The organism is Niallia sp. Sow4_A1 (assembly GCF_052116745.1).
In the GTDB taxonomy this organism is placed as follows: domain Bacteria; phylum Bacillota; class Bacilli; order Bacillales; family Cytobacillaceae; genus Niallia; species Niallia hominis.
The window spans coordinates 36,815-54,005 of record NZ_JBQKKM010000037.1; the positions used below are offsets into that span (position 1 = coordinate 36,815).

At 33.6% G+C, this 17,191-nt stretch carries 21 protein-coding genes and 2 pseudogenes; 3 read left to right on the forward strand and 20 right to left on the reverse strand.

The annotated features are described in order from the left end of the window. Window positions 1–35: 35 nt before the first annotated feature. From ACTQ5K_RS18260 to ACTQ5K_RS18320, 13 genes and pseudogenes are all read right to left on the reverse strand, one after another. Window positions 36–1,049: a cytochrome d ubiquinol oxidase subunit II gene (locus tag ACTQ5K_RS18260; RefSeq protein ID WP_349204498.1), complete on the reverse strand. Its 1,014-nt coding sequence runs from the start codon at window positions 1,047–1,049 to the stop codon at window positions 36–38. Then, window positions 1,046–2,398, reverse strand: coding sequence for a cytochrome ubiquinol oxidase subunit I (locus ACTQ5K_RS18265; protein WP_441994185.1), 1,353 nt, complete (start codon window positions 2,396–2,398; stop codon window positions 1,046–1,048). The genes ACTQ5K_RS18260 and ACTQ5K_RS18265 overlap by 4 nt, the downstream gene beginning before the upstream one ends. Before the next feature lie 364 nt (window positions 2,399–2,762). After that, entirely contained in the window at window positions 2,763–3,539 is a 777-nt protein-coding gene (locus tag ACTQ5K_RS18270) for a sulfite exporter TauE/SafE family protein (protein ID WP_031534666.1), read from the reverse strand. A 53-nt stretch (window positions 3,540–3,592) separates the two neighbouring features. Continuing rightward, window positions 3,593–3,820 carry a sulfurtransferase TusA family protein gene (locus ACTQ5K_RS18275; protein WP_031534664.1) on the reverse strand — a complete coding sequence of 76 codons (228 nt, stop codon included), beginning with the start codon at window positions 3,818–3,820 and terminating at the stop codon, window positions 3,593–3,595. A 26-nt stretch (window positions 3,821–3,846) separates the two neighbouring features. Then, a complete protein-coding gene (locus ACTQ5K_RS18280) occupies window positions 3,847–4,974 on the reverse strand; it encodes an MBL fold metallo-hydrolase (protein ID WP_441994186.1) in 1,128 nt (375 codons plus the stop codon). Between the two features lies 1 nt (window position 4,975). Next, a pseudogene (locus ACTQ5K_RS18285) lies at window positions 4,976–5,308 on the reverse strand (DsrE/DsrF/DrsH-like family protein). A 104-nt stretch (window positions 5,309–5,412) separates the two neighbouring features. Then, window positions 5,413–5,988 carry a sulfurtransferase TusA family protein gene (locus ACTQ5K_RS18290; RefSeq protein ID WP_235247657.1) on the reverse strand — a complete coding sequence of 192 codons (576 nt, stop codon included), beginning with the start codon at window positions 5,986–5,988 and terminating at the stop codon, window positions 5,413–5,415. 53 nt (window positions 5,989–6,041) lie between these two features. Further along, window positions 6,042–6,338 (reverse strand): rhodanese-like domain-containing protein, encoded by a 297-nt coding sequence (locus ACTQ5K_RS18295; protein ID WP_031534658.1) that lies wholly within the window; start codon window positions 6,336–6,338, stop codon window positions 6,042–6,044. A gap of 12 nt (window positions 6,339–6,350) precedes the next feature. After that, window positions 6,351–6,716 (reverse strand): rhodanese-like domain-containing protein, encoded by a 366-nt coding sequence (locus ACTQ5K_RS18300; RefSeq protein WP_031534656.1) that lies wholly within the window; start codon window positions 6,714–6,716, stop codon window positions 6,351–6,353. Between the two features lie 41 nt (window positions 6,717–6,757). Then, entirely contained in the window at window positions 6,758–7,237 is a 480-nt protein-coding gene (locus ACTQ5K_RS18305) for a DsrE/DsrF/DrsH-like family protein (RefSeq protein ID WP_031534654.1), read from the reverse strand. Window positions 7,238–7,300: 63 nt separating this feature from the next. Beyond that, window positions 7,301–7,528, reverse strand: a complete 228-nt coding sequence (locus ACTQ5K_RS18310) for a sulfurtransferase TusA family protein (RefSeq protein WP_341192842.1) — start codon at window positions 7,526–7,528, stop codon at window positions 7,301–7,303. An 86-nt stretch (window positions 7,529–7,614) separates the two neighbouring features. Then, window positions 7,615–7,878 (reverse strand): metal-sensitive transcriptional regulator, encoded by a 264-nt coding sequence (locus ACTQ5K_RS18315; RefSeq protein ID WP_031534652.1) that lies wholly within the window; start codon window positions 7,876–7,878, stop codon window positions 7,615–7,617. 49 nt (window positions 7,879–7,927) lie between these two features. Next, window positions 7,928–8,278: a rhodanese-like domain-containing protein gene (locus tag ACTQ5K_RS18320; protein ID WP_441994187.1), complete on the reverse strand. Its 351-nt coding sequence runs from the start codon at window positions 8,276–8,278 to the stop codon at window positions 7,928–7,930. A gap of 290 nt (window positions 8,279–8,568) precedes the next feature. On the opposite strand from ACTQ5K_RS18320, the gene ACTQ5K_RS18325 reads away from it, so the two are divergent. Then, complete coding sequence (locus ACTQ5K_RS18325; protein WP_235247660.1) at window positions 8,569–8,745, forward strand: hypothetical protein; 177 nt, start codon at window positions 8,569–8,571, stop codon at window positions 8,743–8,745. Window positions 8,746–8,951: 206 nt separating this feature from the next. Here the strand turns inward: ACTQ5K_RS18325 and ACTQ5K_RS18330 are convergent, their stop codons facing one another. Then, a complete protein-coding gene (locus tag ACTQ5K_RS18330; protein WP_441994188.1) occupies window positions 8,952–10,913 on the reverse strand; it encodes a CoA-disulfide reductase in 1,962 nt (653 codons plus the stop codon). Window positions 10,914–11,533: 620 nt separating this feature from the next. After that, complete coding sequence (locus ACTQ5K_RS18335) at window positions 11,534–11,917, reverse strand: DUF302 domain-containing protein (RefSeq protein WP_031534647.1); 384 nt, start codon at window positions 11,915–11,917, stop codon at window positions 11,534–11,536. A 491-nt stretch (window positions 11,918–12,408) separates the two neighbouring features. On the opposite strand from ACTQ5K_RS18335, the gene ACTQ5K_RS18340 reads away from it, so the two are divergent. After that, the gene (locus tag ACTQ5K_RS18340) at window positions 12,409–12,789 is read left to right on the forward strand and encodes a ferritin-like domain-containing protein (RefSeq protein ID WP_031534646.1); all 381 of its coding nucleotides are present in this window, start codon (window positions 12,409–12,411) and stop codon (window positions 12,787–12,789) included. 466 nt (window positions 12,790–13,255) lie between these two features. On the opposite strand, the pseudogene ACTQ5K_RS18345 reads toward ACTQ5K_RS18340, so the two are convergent. From ACTQ5K_RS18345 to psiE, 5 genes and pseudogenes are all read right to left on the reverse strand, one after another. Further along, window positions 13,256–13,378: pseudogene (locus ACTQ5K_RS18345) on the reverse strand (VOC family protein); the annotation flags it as partial. A gap of 246 nt (window positions 13,379–13,624) precedes the next feature. Beyond that, window positions 13,625–14,068, reverse strand: a complete 444-nt coding sequence (locus ACTQ5K_RS18350) for a cell wall hydrolase (RefSeq protein WP_441994189.1) — start codon at window positions 14,066–14,068, stop codon at window positions 13,625–13,627. 283 nt (window positions 14,069–14,351) lie between these two features. Beyond that, entirely contained in the window at window positions 14,352–15,575 is a 1,224-nt protein-coding gene (locus ACTQ5K_RS18355; protein WP_441994190.1) for an ATP-binding protein, read from the reverse strand. Window positions 15,576–15,818: 243 nt separating this feature from the next. Next, window positions 15,819–16,139: a putative quinol monooxygenase gene (locus tag ACTQ5K_RS18360; protein WP_441994191.1), complete on the reverse strand. Its 321-nt coding sequence runs from the start codon at window positions 16,137–16,139 to the stop codon at window positions 15,819–15,821. Window positions 16,140–16,226: 87 nt separating this feature from the next. Next, complete coding sequence (gene psiE, locus ACTQ5K_RS18365; RefSeq protein WP_035415921.1) at window positions 16,227–16,640, reverse strand: phosphate-starvation-inducible protein PsiE; 414 nt, start codon at window positions 16,638–16,640, stop codon at window positions 16,227–16,229. A gap of 297 nt (window positions 16,641–16,937) precedes the next feature. Here psiE and ACTQ5K_RS18370 point away from each other — a divergent pair, with 297 nt between their 5' ends. Continuing rightward, window positions 16,938–17,075, forward strand: a complete 138-nt coding sequence (locus ACTQ5K_RS18370; RefSeq protein ID WP_155986731.1) for a hypothetical protein — start codon at window positions 16,938–16,940, stop codon at window positions 17,073–17,075. Window positions 17,076–17,191 lie beyond the last annotated feature (116 nt).

A 17,191-nucleotide genomic window follows, 5' to 3' on the forward strand; every position in this document is an offset into this window, starting at 1 on the left:
AATTCAGCCCTCTAATCTATAATTTAGCGTATTCTTCATTTTTTTCCTTTGGCATAATCTGCATCAAATAAAAAGAGGCGCATCAATAAGATTAGAGAAGGAATTAATAATAAAAGTCCCCCAATAAAGGCAATTATAAGCGCCATTGCCATAGATGAATTTGTAACACTATCTTCAATATTGATGTATGGATAGAGTAAATAGGGATACTTAGCCATTCCGTATCCGAAAAAGGCAAAGAGAAACTGCAGCATAATAGCAATAAATGCAATGCCATAATTTCTGCCAATATATAATAGGCTAATCCCAATGATGAAAAAGCCCATCGATAAGCCAAATATCCACCATAAATCCAACATATTTTCATAGTTGACCTGGTTTCTCTGACTTAAAGCAATCATCGTTGTCAACGCCATAATAATGGTTGGTGTTGCCCAAAATAATGCCCATTTACGTACTAACAGTAGTGCTGCTATATCTTTTGCTCTTGATGCATAATAGGTGATAAAGCTTGCACTAATAAATAAAACAGAAACAATAGCTAACGCAACAATACTCCATGCTAATGGACTGGTAAATAATTCTAAATACTTTAACGAAACTTGACCGTTTTGTTCAGAAATATATCCTCCTTCTGAAATCGTTAAGGCGACCGATAACGATGCCGGGATGAATAGCCCTGTAGCTCCATATAGAAACATATAAACATTACTTTGTTTTGAACCATAATTTTCAAAAGCATAAAAGGAACCTCGAATTGCTAGCAAAATAATCCCAAAACTTGCAGGCACAAGTAAAGCGGATCCATAATAATATGCCGTAGATGGGAAAAAACCGACGATTCCTACAAAAAAGAAAACTAAAAACACATTCGTAACTTCCCAAACAGGCGATAAATAGCGCGAAATTATTTGATTAATGATATGATCTTGCTTCGTAATCTTTGCATAATATGCAAAAAAACCTGCTCCAAAATCAATCGATGCTACAATGAGATAACCGTATAAAAACAGCCACAAAACCGTAATCCCAATTACTTCATAGCTCATTTTTCAATTCCCTCTTTCCATTCAGGGTAATGCTTCTCTAACTCCACTTCAGCTGGATTGTCTTTAAATAATTTTCGCAAGGTTATCGTAAATAATGTACCGAGCACTATATACAATGCTAGAAATAGAAAAAACATATGCAGGATATAAGGAGAAGAAGTTGCTGCCTCATCAACCGTCATATATCCTCTTACTATCCAAGGCTGTCTTCCTAGCTCTGCAAAAAGCCATCCAAGTTCTACAGCTAACATTGCAAGTGGTCCACTTATCGCAAGTAGCCAAAGCATTAATTTACTGTGCACATTCCAGCGCTTAAGCCTCCTTAAAACAATATATAAAAAGGAAATTCCTAATAAGAAGAAACCAATAGATACCATTGAATCAAATAGATAGTGTATGATTAATGGGGGTCTTTCCTGTTCTGGTGTTTCTTCCAATCCAGTTACCTCGCTCATAAAGTCACCATGTGCTAAAAAGCTTAGAAATCCTGGTACGCGAATCGCTCCAACGATTTCATTATCCTTATTCAACCATCCAAAAAGGAGAAGATCAGCATTCTCCTCTGACTCAAAAAGCCATTCTGCGGCAGCTAGTTTCTCAGTCTGATGTTTTGCTAAATATTTTGCTGACACATCACCGGCTAATGCAGTAATTACCGAAAATATAAACATAGCAATAACCGTCATTTTTAATGCTTTTTTATGATATTCATGAGCACCTTTATTCCTTATTAACGCAATTGCGGCAATAGTTGCTAAAATAGCGGCTACAGTTAAATAGGAACCTCCCAATACGTGAAAAATTCTAGTTGGAGATGATGGATTCAACATTGCTTTTAATGGATTAACAGCAACAAATTCCCCATCCACCATCGTAAATCCATTAGGCGAGTTCATAAACGAATTTACTGTCGTTATAAAGACCGCAGACATCCCCGCACCGATAACGACCGGTAGCGTTAATAGCCAATGTGTATACTTCCCTTTAAACCGATCCCAAGTATATAAATAAATCCCCAAGAAAATAGCTTCAAAGAAAAACGCAAAAACTTCCATAAATAACGGCAATGCAATTACATTCCCTGCAAGCTGCATAAAGTTTGGCCAGACTAAAGATAACTGTAGAGCAATGGCTGTTCCAGTCACTACTCCAATTGCAACAGTTATTACAAAGCCTCTTGACCATCTTTTCGCTAGCAATTCATAATGCTTGTCTTGTTTTCTAATACCGACTAATTCAGCTATTGAAATAAACAATGGTACTCCTACCCCAAGTGTCGCAAAGATTATATGAAAAAGCAGGGTCATTGCTGTAATCAATCTACTAATCGTGACCGTATCAAAATCCATATTTTCTCTCCTATTCATTTTAAATTAGTGAATTATTGAGCATAATTATGCCATATTATATCGATATAGGATTGCTGTACTTTTATAAATCTATCCTCATTTTACTAAAGATTCCCTTTTAGAATACCCACATTATTTAAAACTTATGTATGGACAAGGTAGATAGAAATAGGTACCTATCTAGCCTCTATTGATTAAATCAAAAACTATTTTCAGTTAAAATCACTTTTATTACCTCATTGGAATTTTATATAAACATAACACTTTGATAACACCACTTTTTTCCATTTGTTCAACTTAATGTTGACGATATTAGAACAATAATAGTTTAGTCAACTACTTCTTTTAGCTAATCAATAAATACTTATAATATTTCCATCCAAGTCTTCACTGCTGTTGCTAAAATTAAAATTCCCATTATTCCTTGTAAGACCCTTGTATTCACCTTTTTTCCAACGTTAGCTCCTATAGGTGAAGCAATCAGACTGGCAACAACCAAAATAAGAGAAGGCAATATCGGTACATGGCCTGTTGAGATTTTTCCTGAGACAGTTCCTATTGATGAAATAAGTGTAATGGCTAAGGATGATGCAATGGTCATTCTTGTTGGTATTTTTAATAGGACAAGCATGATAGGAACTAATAAGAATGCTCCTCCCGCACCTACAATACCTGACCCCACACCTACGATAAAGGCAAATGAAGCAGCTAGCCATTTATTAAACTTGACTTGTTCTAAACGGTTAGCATCGATCTCTTTTTTAGGTACAAACATTAAAATAACAGCAATAATAGCTAAAATGCCATATACGATATTAATTCCACTATCCGACATGTGAGTGGAACTCATGCCCCCAATAAAACTCCCGATTAAAACGCTAATTCCCATATTAACAATTAATGTTTTATTTAAATATCCGCCACTACGATAAGCCCAAACACCACCAAGTGTCGCAAAGAACACTTGGATGGCTGTAATTACTGAAACTTCATGTGATGTAAAATGACCCACCCCTAAAATTACTGGAATATATAATAACATTGGATAATTTATAATGGCTCCTCCTATCCCTAACATTCCAGAAAGAAAGGAACCGATAAAGCCAATTGTGAAAATAGTGATGATGAAATTAATATCCATATAGATCCCCCCTCTTTAGAAAAAAAAGGAACCTTAATTGGTCCCCTTATAGTTCAACCTTTTTTAATCCAAAATTTCAACACTCCGTTTTCATCTTCGTGTTGTAATAATTCATGCCCTCCTGATTTAGCCCAAGCAGTTAAATCATTTTTAGCCCCTTTATCAGTTGTATGAACTTCTAATACCTGACCTGATTCCATCTCTCCCATTGTTTTTTTTGTCTTTACAATCGGCATTGGGCAAGCTAACCCTTTTGCATCTAATACTTTAGTTGATTCCATTATCATATTTTCCTCCTATTTATAAATTATCGGACTGCACAACGGTTTGGTCCTATTTCCATCTCACGTTGTTTATCTAAGTCTGGACTAATTTTCCCCATATTTGTTTCACGAATTTCTTGATAAGCGTTTGGTTGTGGTGGTAGGTTCTCTGTTACAAGTCTTCTAAACTCATTTTCGTCTTCAATATTTAAACCATGATTTTTCTCAAACAATGTACCTAATCTTTCTGATACACTACCGTCTTCATTCAGTTCATCAATGATCATAAAGTGAGCTGGGAGTACAATTAGTTCTTCTGAAAGTTCTCTGTAACGAGAATACAGGCTTTCACGTAAATCTGCTACCCAGTCTTCTGCCATTCCCGCTAAATCGGGTCTTCCAATTGAATCAATAAATAAGATGTCACCTGACAGAAGGAATTTCCCATCCACAACAAATGATGTAGAACCGATTGTGTGACCTGGAGAGTACAGCGCATGAATATCAATTTCTGTTTTTCCGATTGTCACTACTTCGCCGCCTTCTAGAGCGTTGTATTCAAAAGTTACCTCAGTCGCATCTTTTGGAGGTAACCAGTATGTTGCACCTGTTTTTTCAGCGATGACTCTTCCTCCTGAAATATGATCTGCATGAAGATGAGTATCAAAAACATGTGTAATTTTTACTCCCATTTCATTTGCAAAGTCTAGAAAAATATCTGTCATACGAGTGGCGTCTATAATTGCAGCTTCTCCGTTAGAAATCACCATATAGGATAGACAACCTTTTCCGATGCGAACAAATTGGTGTAATTCTCCACCTTCCGTTAAATTCCCAATCTTTACAGGCTCTAAATGTTCACTCCACGCCTTCATACCACCTTGCAAATAAGAAACAGTTAAACCTTGTTCTGAAAGCATCTCTGCCACCATTACAGAAGAACCCTCTTTAGCACAAACAACTAATATTTCTTTTGTAGCAGGAAGTTTTTCTAAAATTTCTTCCACTCCATCAAGTAATTCAAAATACGGGATATTTAAATAATCAAAGTTTTCCCCTTCAATTTTCCAATCCTTAAAATCACTTTCGTTACGAACATCTAGAATAAATAATTCTTCTTTATTAAATACTTTTTTAGTTACTTCTTTTGTCTGCATAACTTTAACAGTCATATCATTTACCCCCTACGGTATATTTTTGGTTAAAAAAATAATAAACCCTTTTAAAAGTTAGTGTTGCGTCTGCATCTTTATCAAATTCTAAAAAGGTTACTGCTCCTCCTACTTCAGTTCCATCAACAAAAGCACCTTTTCTGATCCCATAACATTCATTGTCATTTGGCAACCAATGAATTTAACACCTATTTCTTGGGCATTGCAACTAATTCGGGGAATAGCTGGTACATTTGCATTAGCAAACCCACCCTTGCGCGAAATGTTCTTTGCCTTGAGGCATTGGTAATTGTTTGTATTCATTGTTGCTGCTGTTTGTTGTTTCAACTTTCACCTCTAGGAAAGGAACAGTGTGTTCTGCCAAAAAGTTTTTTCTGCAGAACACACTATGGACAACGTGAAGTAGTATCTAATGTTACTTCGTCCATATTAATCTCTCTATTTGATTAAAGAATCCAATTTTCCTGTCCAAGCACTCATGCCTGGAACCACATTTATCACATTATCAAAACCCTTTTCAGCTAATTTTTGAGCAGCAAGATCACTACGGTTACCTGTGCGACATACCACATAGATTTCATCATCTGCTTTTAATTCGTTTAAACGCAATTCTAATTCTCCTAACGGAATCGAAACCGCATTAGGTATATGATTAAATGCATATTCAGCTTCTTCCCTTACATCAAGAACCACGATATTTTCATTCGTTTCTAGCTTCTTTTCAAGTGCTTCATTGCTAGTTACATTGGGATGTTTTCTTTCAATTGAAGCATCATTAGATGATTTTCTTAAATAATGTTTTAATACATTGTCTTCTTCAATTGTGCCAAGATAATGATGACCAGCACTATTAGCCCATGCTTGAATATCAGCTTTTGAGCCCTTATCTGTTGCTTGAACTTCTAAGACCTGACCAGCTTGTAAATCATTCATTGCTTTTTTTGTTCTTACGATTGGCATTGGGCAAGCTAACCCTTTTGCATCTAATAAAAAATCTGTTTTTAATGATTCCATCTTATTAAAGCCTCCCATTTTACCCCATCGGGTATTTGATTAACCGAAAATATTTACTTCGTCTCGCCTTCCCATGCAAGCATTCCACCAGTCATATTTATTACTTTAAATCCATGATCTTCGAGAAATTGACTTGCTTGACCACTTCTTCCACCAGAACGGCAAACCATGATATATTCTTTAGATTTATCTAATTCATGCATACGGAATTCTACTAACCCTAGTGGGATATGAATGGCTCCTGGGATCTTACCAGTTGCAACTTCATCAACTTCTCGAACATCAATAATATTTAACACTTTACCTTCTCTTAAAAGTTTCTCTACTTCTTTTGCAGTTAATTGTTTCATGCTTTTGCCTCCTTATGATCTCCAAGCGTTCATTCCGCCTTTTACATTGGTCACTTTAGTATATCCTAATTTTTTTAACATTTTAATTGCGTTTTGACTTCTCATTCCACTTTGGCAAATAACAATTACTTCTTTATCTTTTGAGATTTCTTTCTCCGCTTTTTGCATAATTTGTTGAAGTGGAATATTTTTAAATCCTTTAATATTGTTTACTCTATATTCCCCAGGAGTACGGACATCAATAAATTGTTTATTTTTATCCTTTAACTCATCCCGTAGCTCTAATGCTGTAATCTGTCTTACACCTAATGTAGGAATGAATCGTCTGATGATAAAAATTAACAGTAGCCCAATTATTATATAATTTAGATATTCCAAAATTATCTCTCCCTTTATGTAGGGAAGAATCCCCTACTGATTTAGATAAATAGGTTTACATTTCCATCTTCTGCATCACCCAAATAAGCAGCAACACCTGCATATTCAATATTATCCAACAGTTCTTCTTTTTGAAGTCCTAATAAATCCATTGTCATCGTACAGGCAACAAGCTTTATATCTTGTTCTCTTGCCATTTCGATTAAATCTGGAAGTGGCATTGCATTGTGTTTTTTAATCACATTTTTAATCATTTTAGGACCAAAACCAGCAAAGTTCATTTTTGAAAGCCCCATTTTATCTGCACCTTTTGGCATCATTCTGCCAAACATTTTTTCCATGAAGCCTTTTTTCAGTTGAATATCTGCATCTTTTCGCAAGGCATTTAGTCCCCAAAACGTGTGAAAAATGGTTACTTCATGATCATACGCCGCTGCCCCGTTCGCAATGATATAAGCTGCCATTGCTTTATCATAATCGCCACTAAATAATACAATTGTTGTTTTTTTCTTTTCTGTCATTATAGTTCCTCCTCATGTATCAGTCACCCTTACCTGTATGGGTATATTTATAAACAAAAAAATTTAACCTTTTTTAATCCAAAACTTTAATACATCATTCGCTTCTTCATATTTTAGTAGCTCATGTCCACCCGATTTTGCCCAAGCAGTGAGATCGTTCTTTGCACCTTTATCAGTAGTATGAATTTCTAATACTTGACCAGCAATCAATTCATTTATTGCCTTCTTTGTTTTTACAATTGGCATTGGACATGCCAATCCTTTTGCATCTAACAATTTATCTATATTCATTTTTTTAACTCTCCTTTCATCATTTACCTTTACCCCTATGGGTATAATAGTAATAAAAATAAAAGTGGGTGTCAACCCTTTTATTTTTATCTGCTTTTCACAAGCAGATTTACAGCTTCTTTTACTAAATCTTCTGTGTTTTTTTCTCCATTTTCTTCTGCATTGCGCACACACTCTACTAAATTAGAACTAACCACAACACCAATTGTCCGATCAATAGCAGCACGTGTTGCAGATAGCTGAGTTATAACATCCTTACAGTCTTTGTTTTCTTCCATCATCCTTAAAATTCCTCTAAGTTGGCCTTCAATACGTTTTACTCTATTTTTCATTTGCTCATTGTACTCCATATGATTACCCTCCTTAACAAATAATTACTTTTTAACTTGTCTCCTATAGTTACCTATGTTCTCCCATTTCATACTCATCGAAAAGGATGTATCCAACTATCTTGAAACCTTTTTGGCGTAATAAACGAACTCCTACATTCCTTTCCAAGCGATTCGAAGCTACTACAATCAGATTGCTTTTTGATATATCTGTGTAATGCCTATTTATATAAGAAACTGGAATGTTAATCGCACCTTGTATAGGGCTTTTATAAGAAACATTATAATCTCTTATATCTACAACATTCAACATACTTAATTCAATATCTTTTTTATTTATTTGTGGAACCCCAATTATTGGGATATTCCTTCTAAAGATAAAGTAACCAATAATAATAAAACTTAAAATAACAATAGTCATATGAATCTTTCCTCCTAAATTAAAGAGGCAGGAATAACTGACAAAATCTATATTATACCCCGATAGGTATTTTGTCAACACTCCTTTTTGTTTTTTATTACTTAATCACTGGACATCTTACTCAAGAGCACAAGCATTTACAAACCTTGATAATATCGAATAAGTATAATTGCTGTTACTACCTCCTATTATTTTAACTTTTGGATTTCAATCCATTGAGTTTTTTTAACTACTCATTTATAATACCAAGTATTACAATATGATTTTAAGGTTATTGTGGAGGTGCCATTATGCGTTTATTTAAAACTTTATTTAGCGAAAAGTGCCCTGAATGTCAGAAAACTTTAGTAACGGATAAAACAGCTTTTATGAATTCAATAGTAAAAAAGTCTTGTCCTGATAATCATTATCAAAAAGAATATCATCCAGCTCTTGAAACGTATGTTGAAAGCAATCATGTTTCTTAAAAAATATTAAAATGGCAGGAATCATAAATTTTATGGGAACTAAGACTATATCCTCCAACAAAGAATGAGTATACAAAAACATTAGCTATTAATTATATTCCCCAATACCTTACTGTTAACTTTGACAGATGATTTTGCGAAAGATAAAAAGCATGACTCCAAAAATAGGAGGCATGCTTTTAAAAGTATTTTTGATTAAATAGAAGTTAAATGCTTCCCTTTAATTTTTCTTCATTTTTTTCAATCCAAAATTTAATCACTTTTTCCTCTTGTTTTGTTTTTAAAAGGATATGTCCGGCATTTTTTGACCATGCAGGCAGATCATTTAATGCACCTTTATCTGTCACATGGATTTCTAATATTTGACCGCTATCCAACTGCTCAATCGCTTTTTTTAGTTTTACAATCGGCATTGGGCAAGATAAACCAGTAACATCAACAACAGCATTCACCGGTATTTCATCAATATCTTCTGATTCCTCAAGTTGATTTGTTTTCGTTTCAATCGTTTTGTTTATAACGCTTTTAAATACAGAGGAATACGTTTTAAAACCTCCATCAACATTTTTAACAGTATATCCACTATTTTTTAATATCCTGCTTGCCAGATATCCCCTTAATCCAACTTGACAACTGACATATATCGTTTGTTCTTTTGGAAGACTATCTAATCGGTTCCTTAATTCATCTAACGGAATATTCAAGGAACCTTTAATATATCCAAATTCCCGTTCCATTGGCTCGCGAACGTCAATCAATAACCCTCCATCTTTAACAATCTCATCGATTTCATGCCACTGAACCATTTCTAATTCACCTTCCATTATGTTAGAAGCTACATAGCCAGCCATATTAACAGGGTCTTTTGCTGAAGAATATGGGGGAGCATAAGATAATTCTAAATTAGTCAAATCATTCACCTTTAATCCACCTTTTATTGCTGTTGCAATTACGTCAATCCGTTTATCAACACCATCTGCTCCTATAGCTTGTGCACCAAATATTTTTCCTGTTTCTTTATCAAAGATTAATTTTAAAGCAATTGGTGCTGCTCCTGGGTAATACCCTGCATGAGAACTTGGATGAATATGAACAACTTCATATGAAACTCCTAAGCTTTTTAGCGTCTTTTCATTATTGCCAGTAGTCGCAACTGTTAAATCAAATACTTTAACAATGGAAGTTCCCAATGTGCCATGATACTTCTCCTTTTTCCCCATCATGTTATTTGCCGCAATTCTGCCTTGTCGGTTAGCCGGTCCTGCAAGTGGAATCATAGCTTTTTTCCCGCTAATATAATCCACCACCTCAACTGCATCCCCGACAGCATAAATATCCTCATTAGAAGTCTGAAGGTATTCATTTACAACAATTCCTCCACGCTCTCCTAGTTCAAGTCCTGCTACCTTAGCTAATTCATTTTCCGGTTTAACACCTATAGAAAGAATGGTCATATCGGTTTCTATTTCTGTTCCATCAGAGAGAATAACTTTTTTTCCCTTATTAGCAAATGCTTGGACCCCGTTTTCTAATATTAGATTCACACCTTTTTCTTTTATATTTCCGTGTAAAATACTAGCCATTTCAAAATCAATTGGAGCCATAATTTGCTTTGCCATTTCAATAATCGTTACTTCTATTCCTCTTTCCAACAAGTTTTCAGCCATTTCAATTCCAATAAATCCTCCGCCAATTACTATCGCCTTTTTAGGTTGGTTGGTATCAACATATTTTTTTATTTTATCTGTATCTGGAATATTTCTTAATGTAAATAATACCTCATTTTCACTTAATCCTGGAATTGGTGGGACGATTGGTTTAGCCCCTGGTGACAATAATAACTTGTCATAGGATTCCTCATACTCTTTCCCTGATTGTAAATTCTTAATTGTGACTTTTTTATTTTTGGGATTAATGCTTAATACTTCACTAAAATTCCGAATGTCCAGATTAAATCGATTCGACATTCCTTTAACGGTCTGGACTAATAATTTGCTTCTGTCTTTGATTGTTTCTCCAATGTAATAAGGCAGTCCGCAATTAGCAAATGAAATATATTCTCCCCTTTCTATAAGAACAATTTCTACATCTTCACTTATTCTTCTTAACCTTGCTGCAGCTGTTGCTCCACCTGCAACTCCACCTACTATAATGAGTTTCTGTGACATGTTATTCCCTCCAACTATTTTTAATTTAATTCCAATCAATACCCTTGAATATACCCCGATAGGTTTATACCTGTATGGGTATTATAAAATATAAATTAATTTTGTGAAGGTTATTTGAGTTTATTTCACAATATCTTCACAATTAAATACTTATAATATTGTAAAAATATTCCATCCAATCATTTTTTTAAGCGCATTTCTTCTAAAAGACTGTTTTTTCAATAGAAAAAAAGAATTAGTTGGAAAATAGAGCAGCCGAATACACGTAGACTCCCTACTGTGGGATTAGCAAGGACAGTCTGAGACTCTGCAGGAGCTTGAGTGAGACAACTGAAAAACCGATGATTAATCCTAAAAATCATCGGTAAATCTCTTTTCTAGTTTTTTGAGTATTACATCCATATATCCCCATATGCGAAAGGGATATTTATCTGCCCCACGGAAAAGCGAAGTATTCCGGCTGAGGGCGATAGCAACAAACTTTACGAAAAAAGCCTATTAAAAAAGTTTAAATTCAATGTGCGGAATAACATTAGACCTGATCTAATTACATGGAAACAGGTCTTGAATCATATAGTTTTTCAAGGATTAAAGAAACTTATTAACTCAACTCTTCAACTTTATATACTTTTATTAATACAGCTAATTAAACGGACCTCAATATCTTGTGCAAGTTTTTTGATTTCTTCATTATTTGCTAAGTTAATTAAAGCTGTTGGTCTCGGCATGCCAATTTTAGTTTTTCCCTGGTCGGTATAAACAATCATTTTACATGGCAAGAAATAACCAACTAACAAATTCTCCTTTAACACTCTTTGTGCTTCATGTGGGTTACAAACCTCTAAAACTTTATAGTCAGATTCAAACTCTAGTCCTTTCTCTTGAAGTTTATCTTTTATATCAAACATCCATAATACACCAAACTTTTCTTCTTTTAAATTTTCTTCCAAGCTATAGATTGCCTCACTAATATTTTTACTGGTTTCTACAGTATAATCAAACATTTGTCACACTCCTTAACTTTTAGTATTTATAATGGTGGTGAAATATATATCAGGATATTTTTTAAAATTACTAAAGGCAGAAAAGAAAATATACCCTTATTATCAATACCCAGACTTTTATTAAATAAAAGTGAAAAAAACAATCCACAGATAAAATTGAGTTGAACACCCAATTCTCTTAGAGACAAACATCTATAGAAGAGCGATGTCATAATATGATACAAACAAATTATAGGAGGTAAATCATGCAACCAGAAATAATCACCGGTCTTGATGGTGTAATGTATAAAGGTTATCCCTTTATTAAACATGGACCTTGGAATCAGCTTTTACATTGCCCTGGGAATTCATGTCACGTTCACTATGGGCATGGAACATATCACATTAAACAACTTCCATCTGATCCACATGCATACTATCATTATCTAGGACCACTTGTTCCAAATGTTACCGGCCTTACAACAGCTTTTCATGCTCATTCTAGGGAAAATATTGTGACTTTAATAGAAAAGGCAATAGATGGTGAATATTCAGCCATTTCATGTTATCAGCATTTAATTAATTTAGCTTCTACTCAATATATAAAAGATAAAATCAACGAAATCAGAAAAGATGAAATAAGACATTTTAATAGCTTTTCAAATTTATATACACAATTAACAGGTGAAAAATATAAACCAAAAATTAGTGAAGAATGCCCAAAGAAATATAAACAAGGATTAGATTTTGCGTTTAAAGATGAACAAGAAACAGTCGATTTTTATTTAGAAATTGTATCTAAAACAGATAATCCAAAAATTAAAGAAGAGTTTCAAAGAGCAGCACATGATGAACAAAATCATGCAGTTTGGTTCTTATATTTCTTGAAATAAGTTTTTAATTCTAGGTACCAACCTAGTTTTTTTATAAAATTTATTTAAGACTGTGCCTAATGGTCTTATACAAGAAAGAGCATTAATCTTACTCGAGTCAATACTCAGGGTAGTTTAAGTATAATTTCCACAATGTAGTCCTATAAATCCATCAGATTACAGAAATAGTAATCTCAAGACTGCATAAAAAAAGGTTGTACAATTTTTAATCTAATAAAATAAGCGTTAACTCTTATTTTGAGTGATAATTCTTCTTAGCCTTACTTATGATATAATAAAGAAACGTCTAATCCCTTATGTATCGAGGTTTTAGACGTATATCATTAGAAATTATTGTAGCATTAATATGAATTATACAAAATTTTCTGTTATTATTTGAACAATCTACATAAATTTCTTTTCTTGCTCGGCTAAAGCACACGGTAATGTAATAAGGTAATTTATTGATAATAATCTTACCAGGTACTTAAAGTTTATTACCATTTGGGTCATAAAAGTGGAAAAAAGTATGACCATTATCTTCTTTTATCTCCTCTACCTTAACTTGATTATCAATTAAGTGTTGATTAAATTCAGATAATTCTGGACTCTAATTGAAATACAATTTACACTGTTCCAAATACTTCATATTCTCATTCTAAAAAGGAGTCTGTAACCATTGAAATTAGCATACCAGGTTACAGACTCCTAATAAATATTTTAAATTCTTTGAACTTAATTCCGATACTTGGGCTAAATTCTGTATTTATATTGGATTTTAGAGCTCTTATTTTTTATTACCAAATGAACCTATTGCAACCCTACTCCATCATCTACTGTACAGATTAAAATAGGCTTATCCTCCTGTATAAACAGTTTCACAGGTTCCAGGTTTTGGCTCGTAAAAACAATGATCTTTATATTGACCTGCAAACGGTTGACCATACCACGTTGGAGGACATGGAGCATATGGATTGAAATACCAAAGGGCATATTTTCCTGGATGTTCTCGCCAGTAATCTAAATTTTGTTTTGCTAATTTTTTTTCAGCTGCTCTTGCTCTTTGATAAAATACATTCCCTTTTTGAACAGCTTCAAAAGAATAATTTCCTCCTTGTACTTGAAAAATAACCTGTGAAATGGTTCTTAAACCTTTAAAATCTGTACAATCTGCTTTAAGACGATTAACAATTACATTTCCAACATACAGCATTCCTTGTGGGCCTTCCCCTTCTGCTTCCGCCCTCATCATCCTTGACATTAGGTCAACGTCTGAACTTTTGTAGCTAACTCTTGGCATTTTTGTCACCCCTAAAATATAGTATAAAAAAAAGATTCATTAACAAAATTTTTATTAAGAAAATAAGAATACTTCGTTTGCCCTAAAAAAAATGAAAAGCATTCTTTTTTATAGTTTTATTCAATGAAATCCCTGTCCGATTACCTAAAAAATAAATTATTATTCTATAAATGAAATAATAGGCAGATAACCTTTTAAAAAGTTTTTTCAACGAATCCTCCACCTAATAAAAAAAACGTCTAAATCCTTATGTAGCAAGGAGTCAGACGTTTCACACAAAATTTTACAAAGAATCGATTTTAACAATAGGAAAGGTGACTGTCACCTCTGTCCCCTTTCCTTCCTCGCTCCAAATGTTAATCATTCCATCATACTTTTGGATAATGCTATAACAGATCATTAAGCCGAGTCCTGTACCTTTGGCTTTTAAGGAATAGAAAGGGGTTCCTATCTGCTCCTGTTGTTCTCGGCTCATTCCAGAACCGCTATCGATTATCATTATTTTCACATTATCCTGTTCACCGGTCACTTTTACTCGAATTGTATCTCCATGATGAGAAGCTTCAATCGCATTTTTTAATAAATTTATAAATAATTGCTTAAACTCCATTATATTACATTTAATTTCATAATCTCTTGCCATTTCTAATTCAATATGAATCGTATCATTCATAGCATAGGTGTTTAGTAAGTCCATCACAGTATGAAGTGCAGTATTGACCGATACAATCTCCATCTTGGTTTCCGCCGGTTTTGCCAGTGATAAAAAATCAGAAATAACCGTTTCGGCAACTAGTAGCTCATCCAACATTAGTTTGTAATGCTTTTTGATATGTTCTGGCAATGCCTTATCATTTTCATGTAGTTGAATAAATCCTTTTACCACCGTTATAGGATTGCGAATTTCATGTGCAACAGCTGCCGCAAGCTGTCCAGTTGTCCTAAGTTTTTCAGCTTGCTTCACTTGATCGTAATATAATTCTTGATTCTTCATCCTTTTTTGGAAGAGAAGAAAAAGAAAAAGTAGCAAAAGCTGTGTCGCCAAGAAATTAATCGCAACTCCAAAGAAGTCCAAATAATTATAAATATGTATACTAGGTGTATCAACCATCATCATGTAGATAATAATGCTAATAGTAATTGTAATGTTACCAATCAATGTGATATAGAATAATCGGATATGCAAAAATAACACTGGAATAACTGGGATAAAACTAATAAGTAATAGCAAAGCAAATCTCTCGGGAAACCGTAAATACATAAAGAAAAAGTATGCTGACATGCAAATAATAATCGCAGCTCTATAATTTACGGAATCCCTTTTTGGAAAGATGATTAATAGCACAGAAATGCTTATAACGAATATAAATTGCAAAAGGAAAGATAAAGAAATGATTCGATCATCTTCTATGTATATTAAAACTAACCCTGCACTCATTAATACAATAAAAATGCCAATAATCATACGATAAAGCTTTATACTAGGTAAAAATTCATTGTCTATCATTTAAAAAATCCTCACAATACTATTGTATCTTTCTAAATTACTCGAAAAAAATGGTCCATTAGCTATATAAAAGTCTATTTTACCTTAATGTTCCTTCTTTTTGTAGTCTAGTTTTTCTCTAAAGCTATTATTTAGCCTTCTATTTCTTATTAAATAAGAAAAAACGTCTACCTTTATGAAAAAAAGGGATAGACGCTTAATTTTTACATAGTATGTAACATCTGAACTTTGAGGCTATTGAAACTAGTAAGACTTTGATCGTACTCCTTTTCCACCTATTGTTTGAAGAGTATTGATTCTTTCCATTCCAGTAAGGAGTGGTTTGGCGCGCCTTATTAATGTTTGTGTGACTTCAAGAGTCAGAGAGGCTTGATGGGCATTTTCATTACTCCAAACTTCATAAATATAAACAGAATTTGGATCACTTTCAGAAATATTAACAAGATACACTTCACATTCATCCAGATTCTTCATTGATTCTGCTGCTTCCAACAAAATAGAAACCATTGTTTCACGTTCGCCCTCTTGAACAGTAAATTTTCCAAACAAACTGAATTTCCCCATACTGGTCCTCCTTCCTTTATCAACCCCCATATTTGTTTCTACATCCCCCCCATCTAATCCTTTTATTCAATAAGGAAACATAATGGATTAATAATCCTTTTTTAGAAGTTTTAAGTTTGTTAATAATAAGGAAATAATTAAAATGAGAATAGCCAATGCCCACCAGAAAGCATTAATTGGATCATCATGCTCAATAATAATTAGTCTTACAATTGCTGTAATAGCAATGTAAATAAGATAGCGTAACGGAAAGTGAAACTGAGATCCAAAATACTTTATAATTAAAGCGATAAATTCAAAGTATAAAAAGTAAGTAAGCAGCTCCTCTGTGAATAAATAATAATCTTGTTCATTCTCTGGTACAAAGGCTACATATGTAAAAATATACCATGTTTCCTTTATAAGCAGAAAACTTAAAATCAATCCTATAAGAAACAGGGAAGCATTTAACAGTATTTGTAAAAATATAGGTATAAGCGAGAATATCTTTATTTGATTCAATTATCTATAACTCCTTTTTTAAGTGTGTATAACTTAATATGAGCTATTTTTGGATCAAATAACCAAGAAGTAAAGAGCGGACACTTTCTCAATAGTACAAATCGAACAAAACAAAACGAAGCTAATCGGAATGGAATTTTTCATTTGAATCAGACTCTTTTAAGTAGATATCATTTCCAATTTTTATCCTTGTAACCTTTTTTCCCCTATCGATGAAAAAAGGTTTACTCCTCCATGGAAAAATTACCTGTCATTGGATTTTTATTTTTACCCATCCTATTATTGGAGGTGGTAAAGATGAACAAGCAAAATCCGATTGAATATACTGGGAAAGTTCTAGACCAGCGAAATGATCTTACTGGACCAGATGCAGGCAAAGCATCGTATCCAAAACGTCCAAAGCATGTATCGATCCAGGAGCCAAAAAGAAAATAGCTCCAACCCCTGACCCCTATTCGGAGGGCACTGAAAAACTGATAGCTATTGATGATTGATTGTAACCGCCTTTTAAACTTAGATGTGTAAATTGTTTTCCGAGGTGACCACATGAC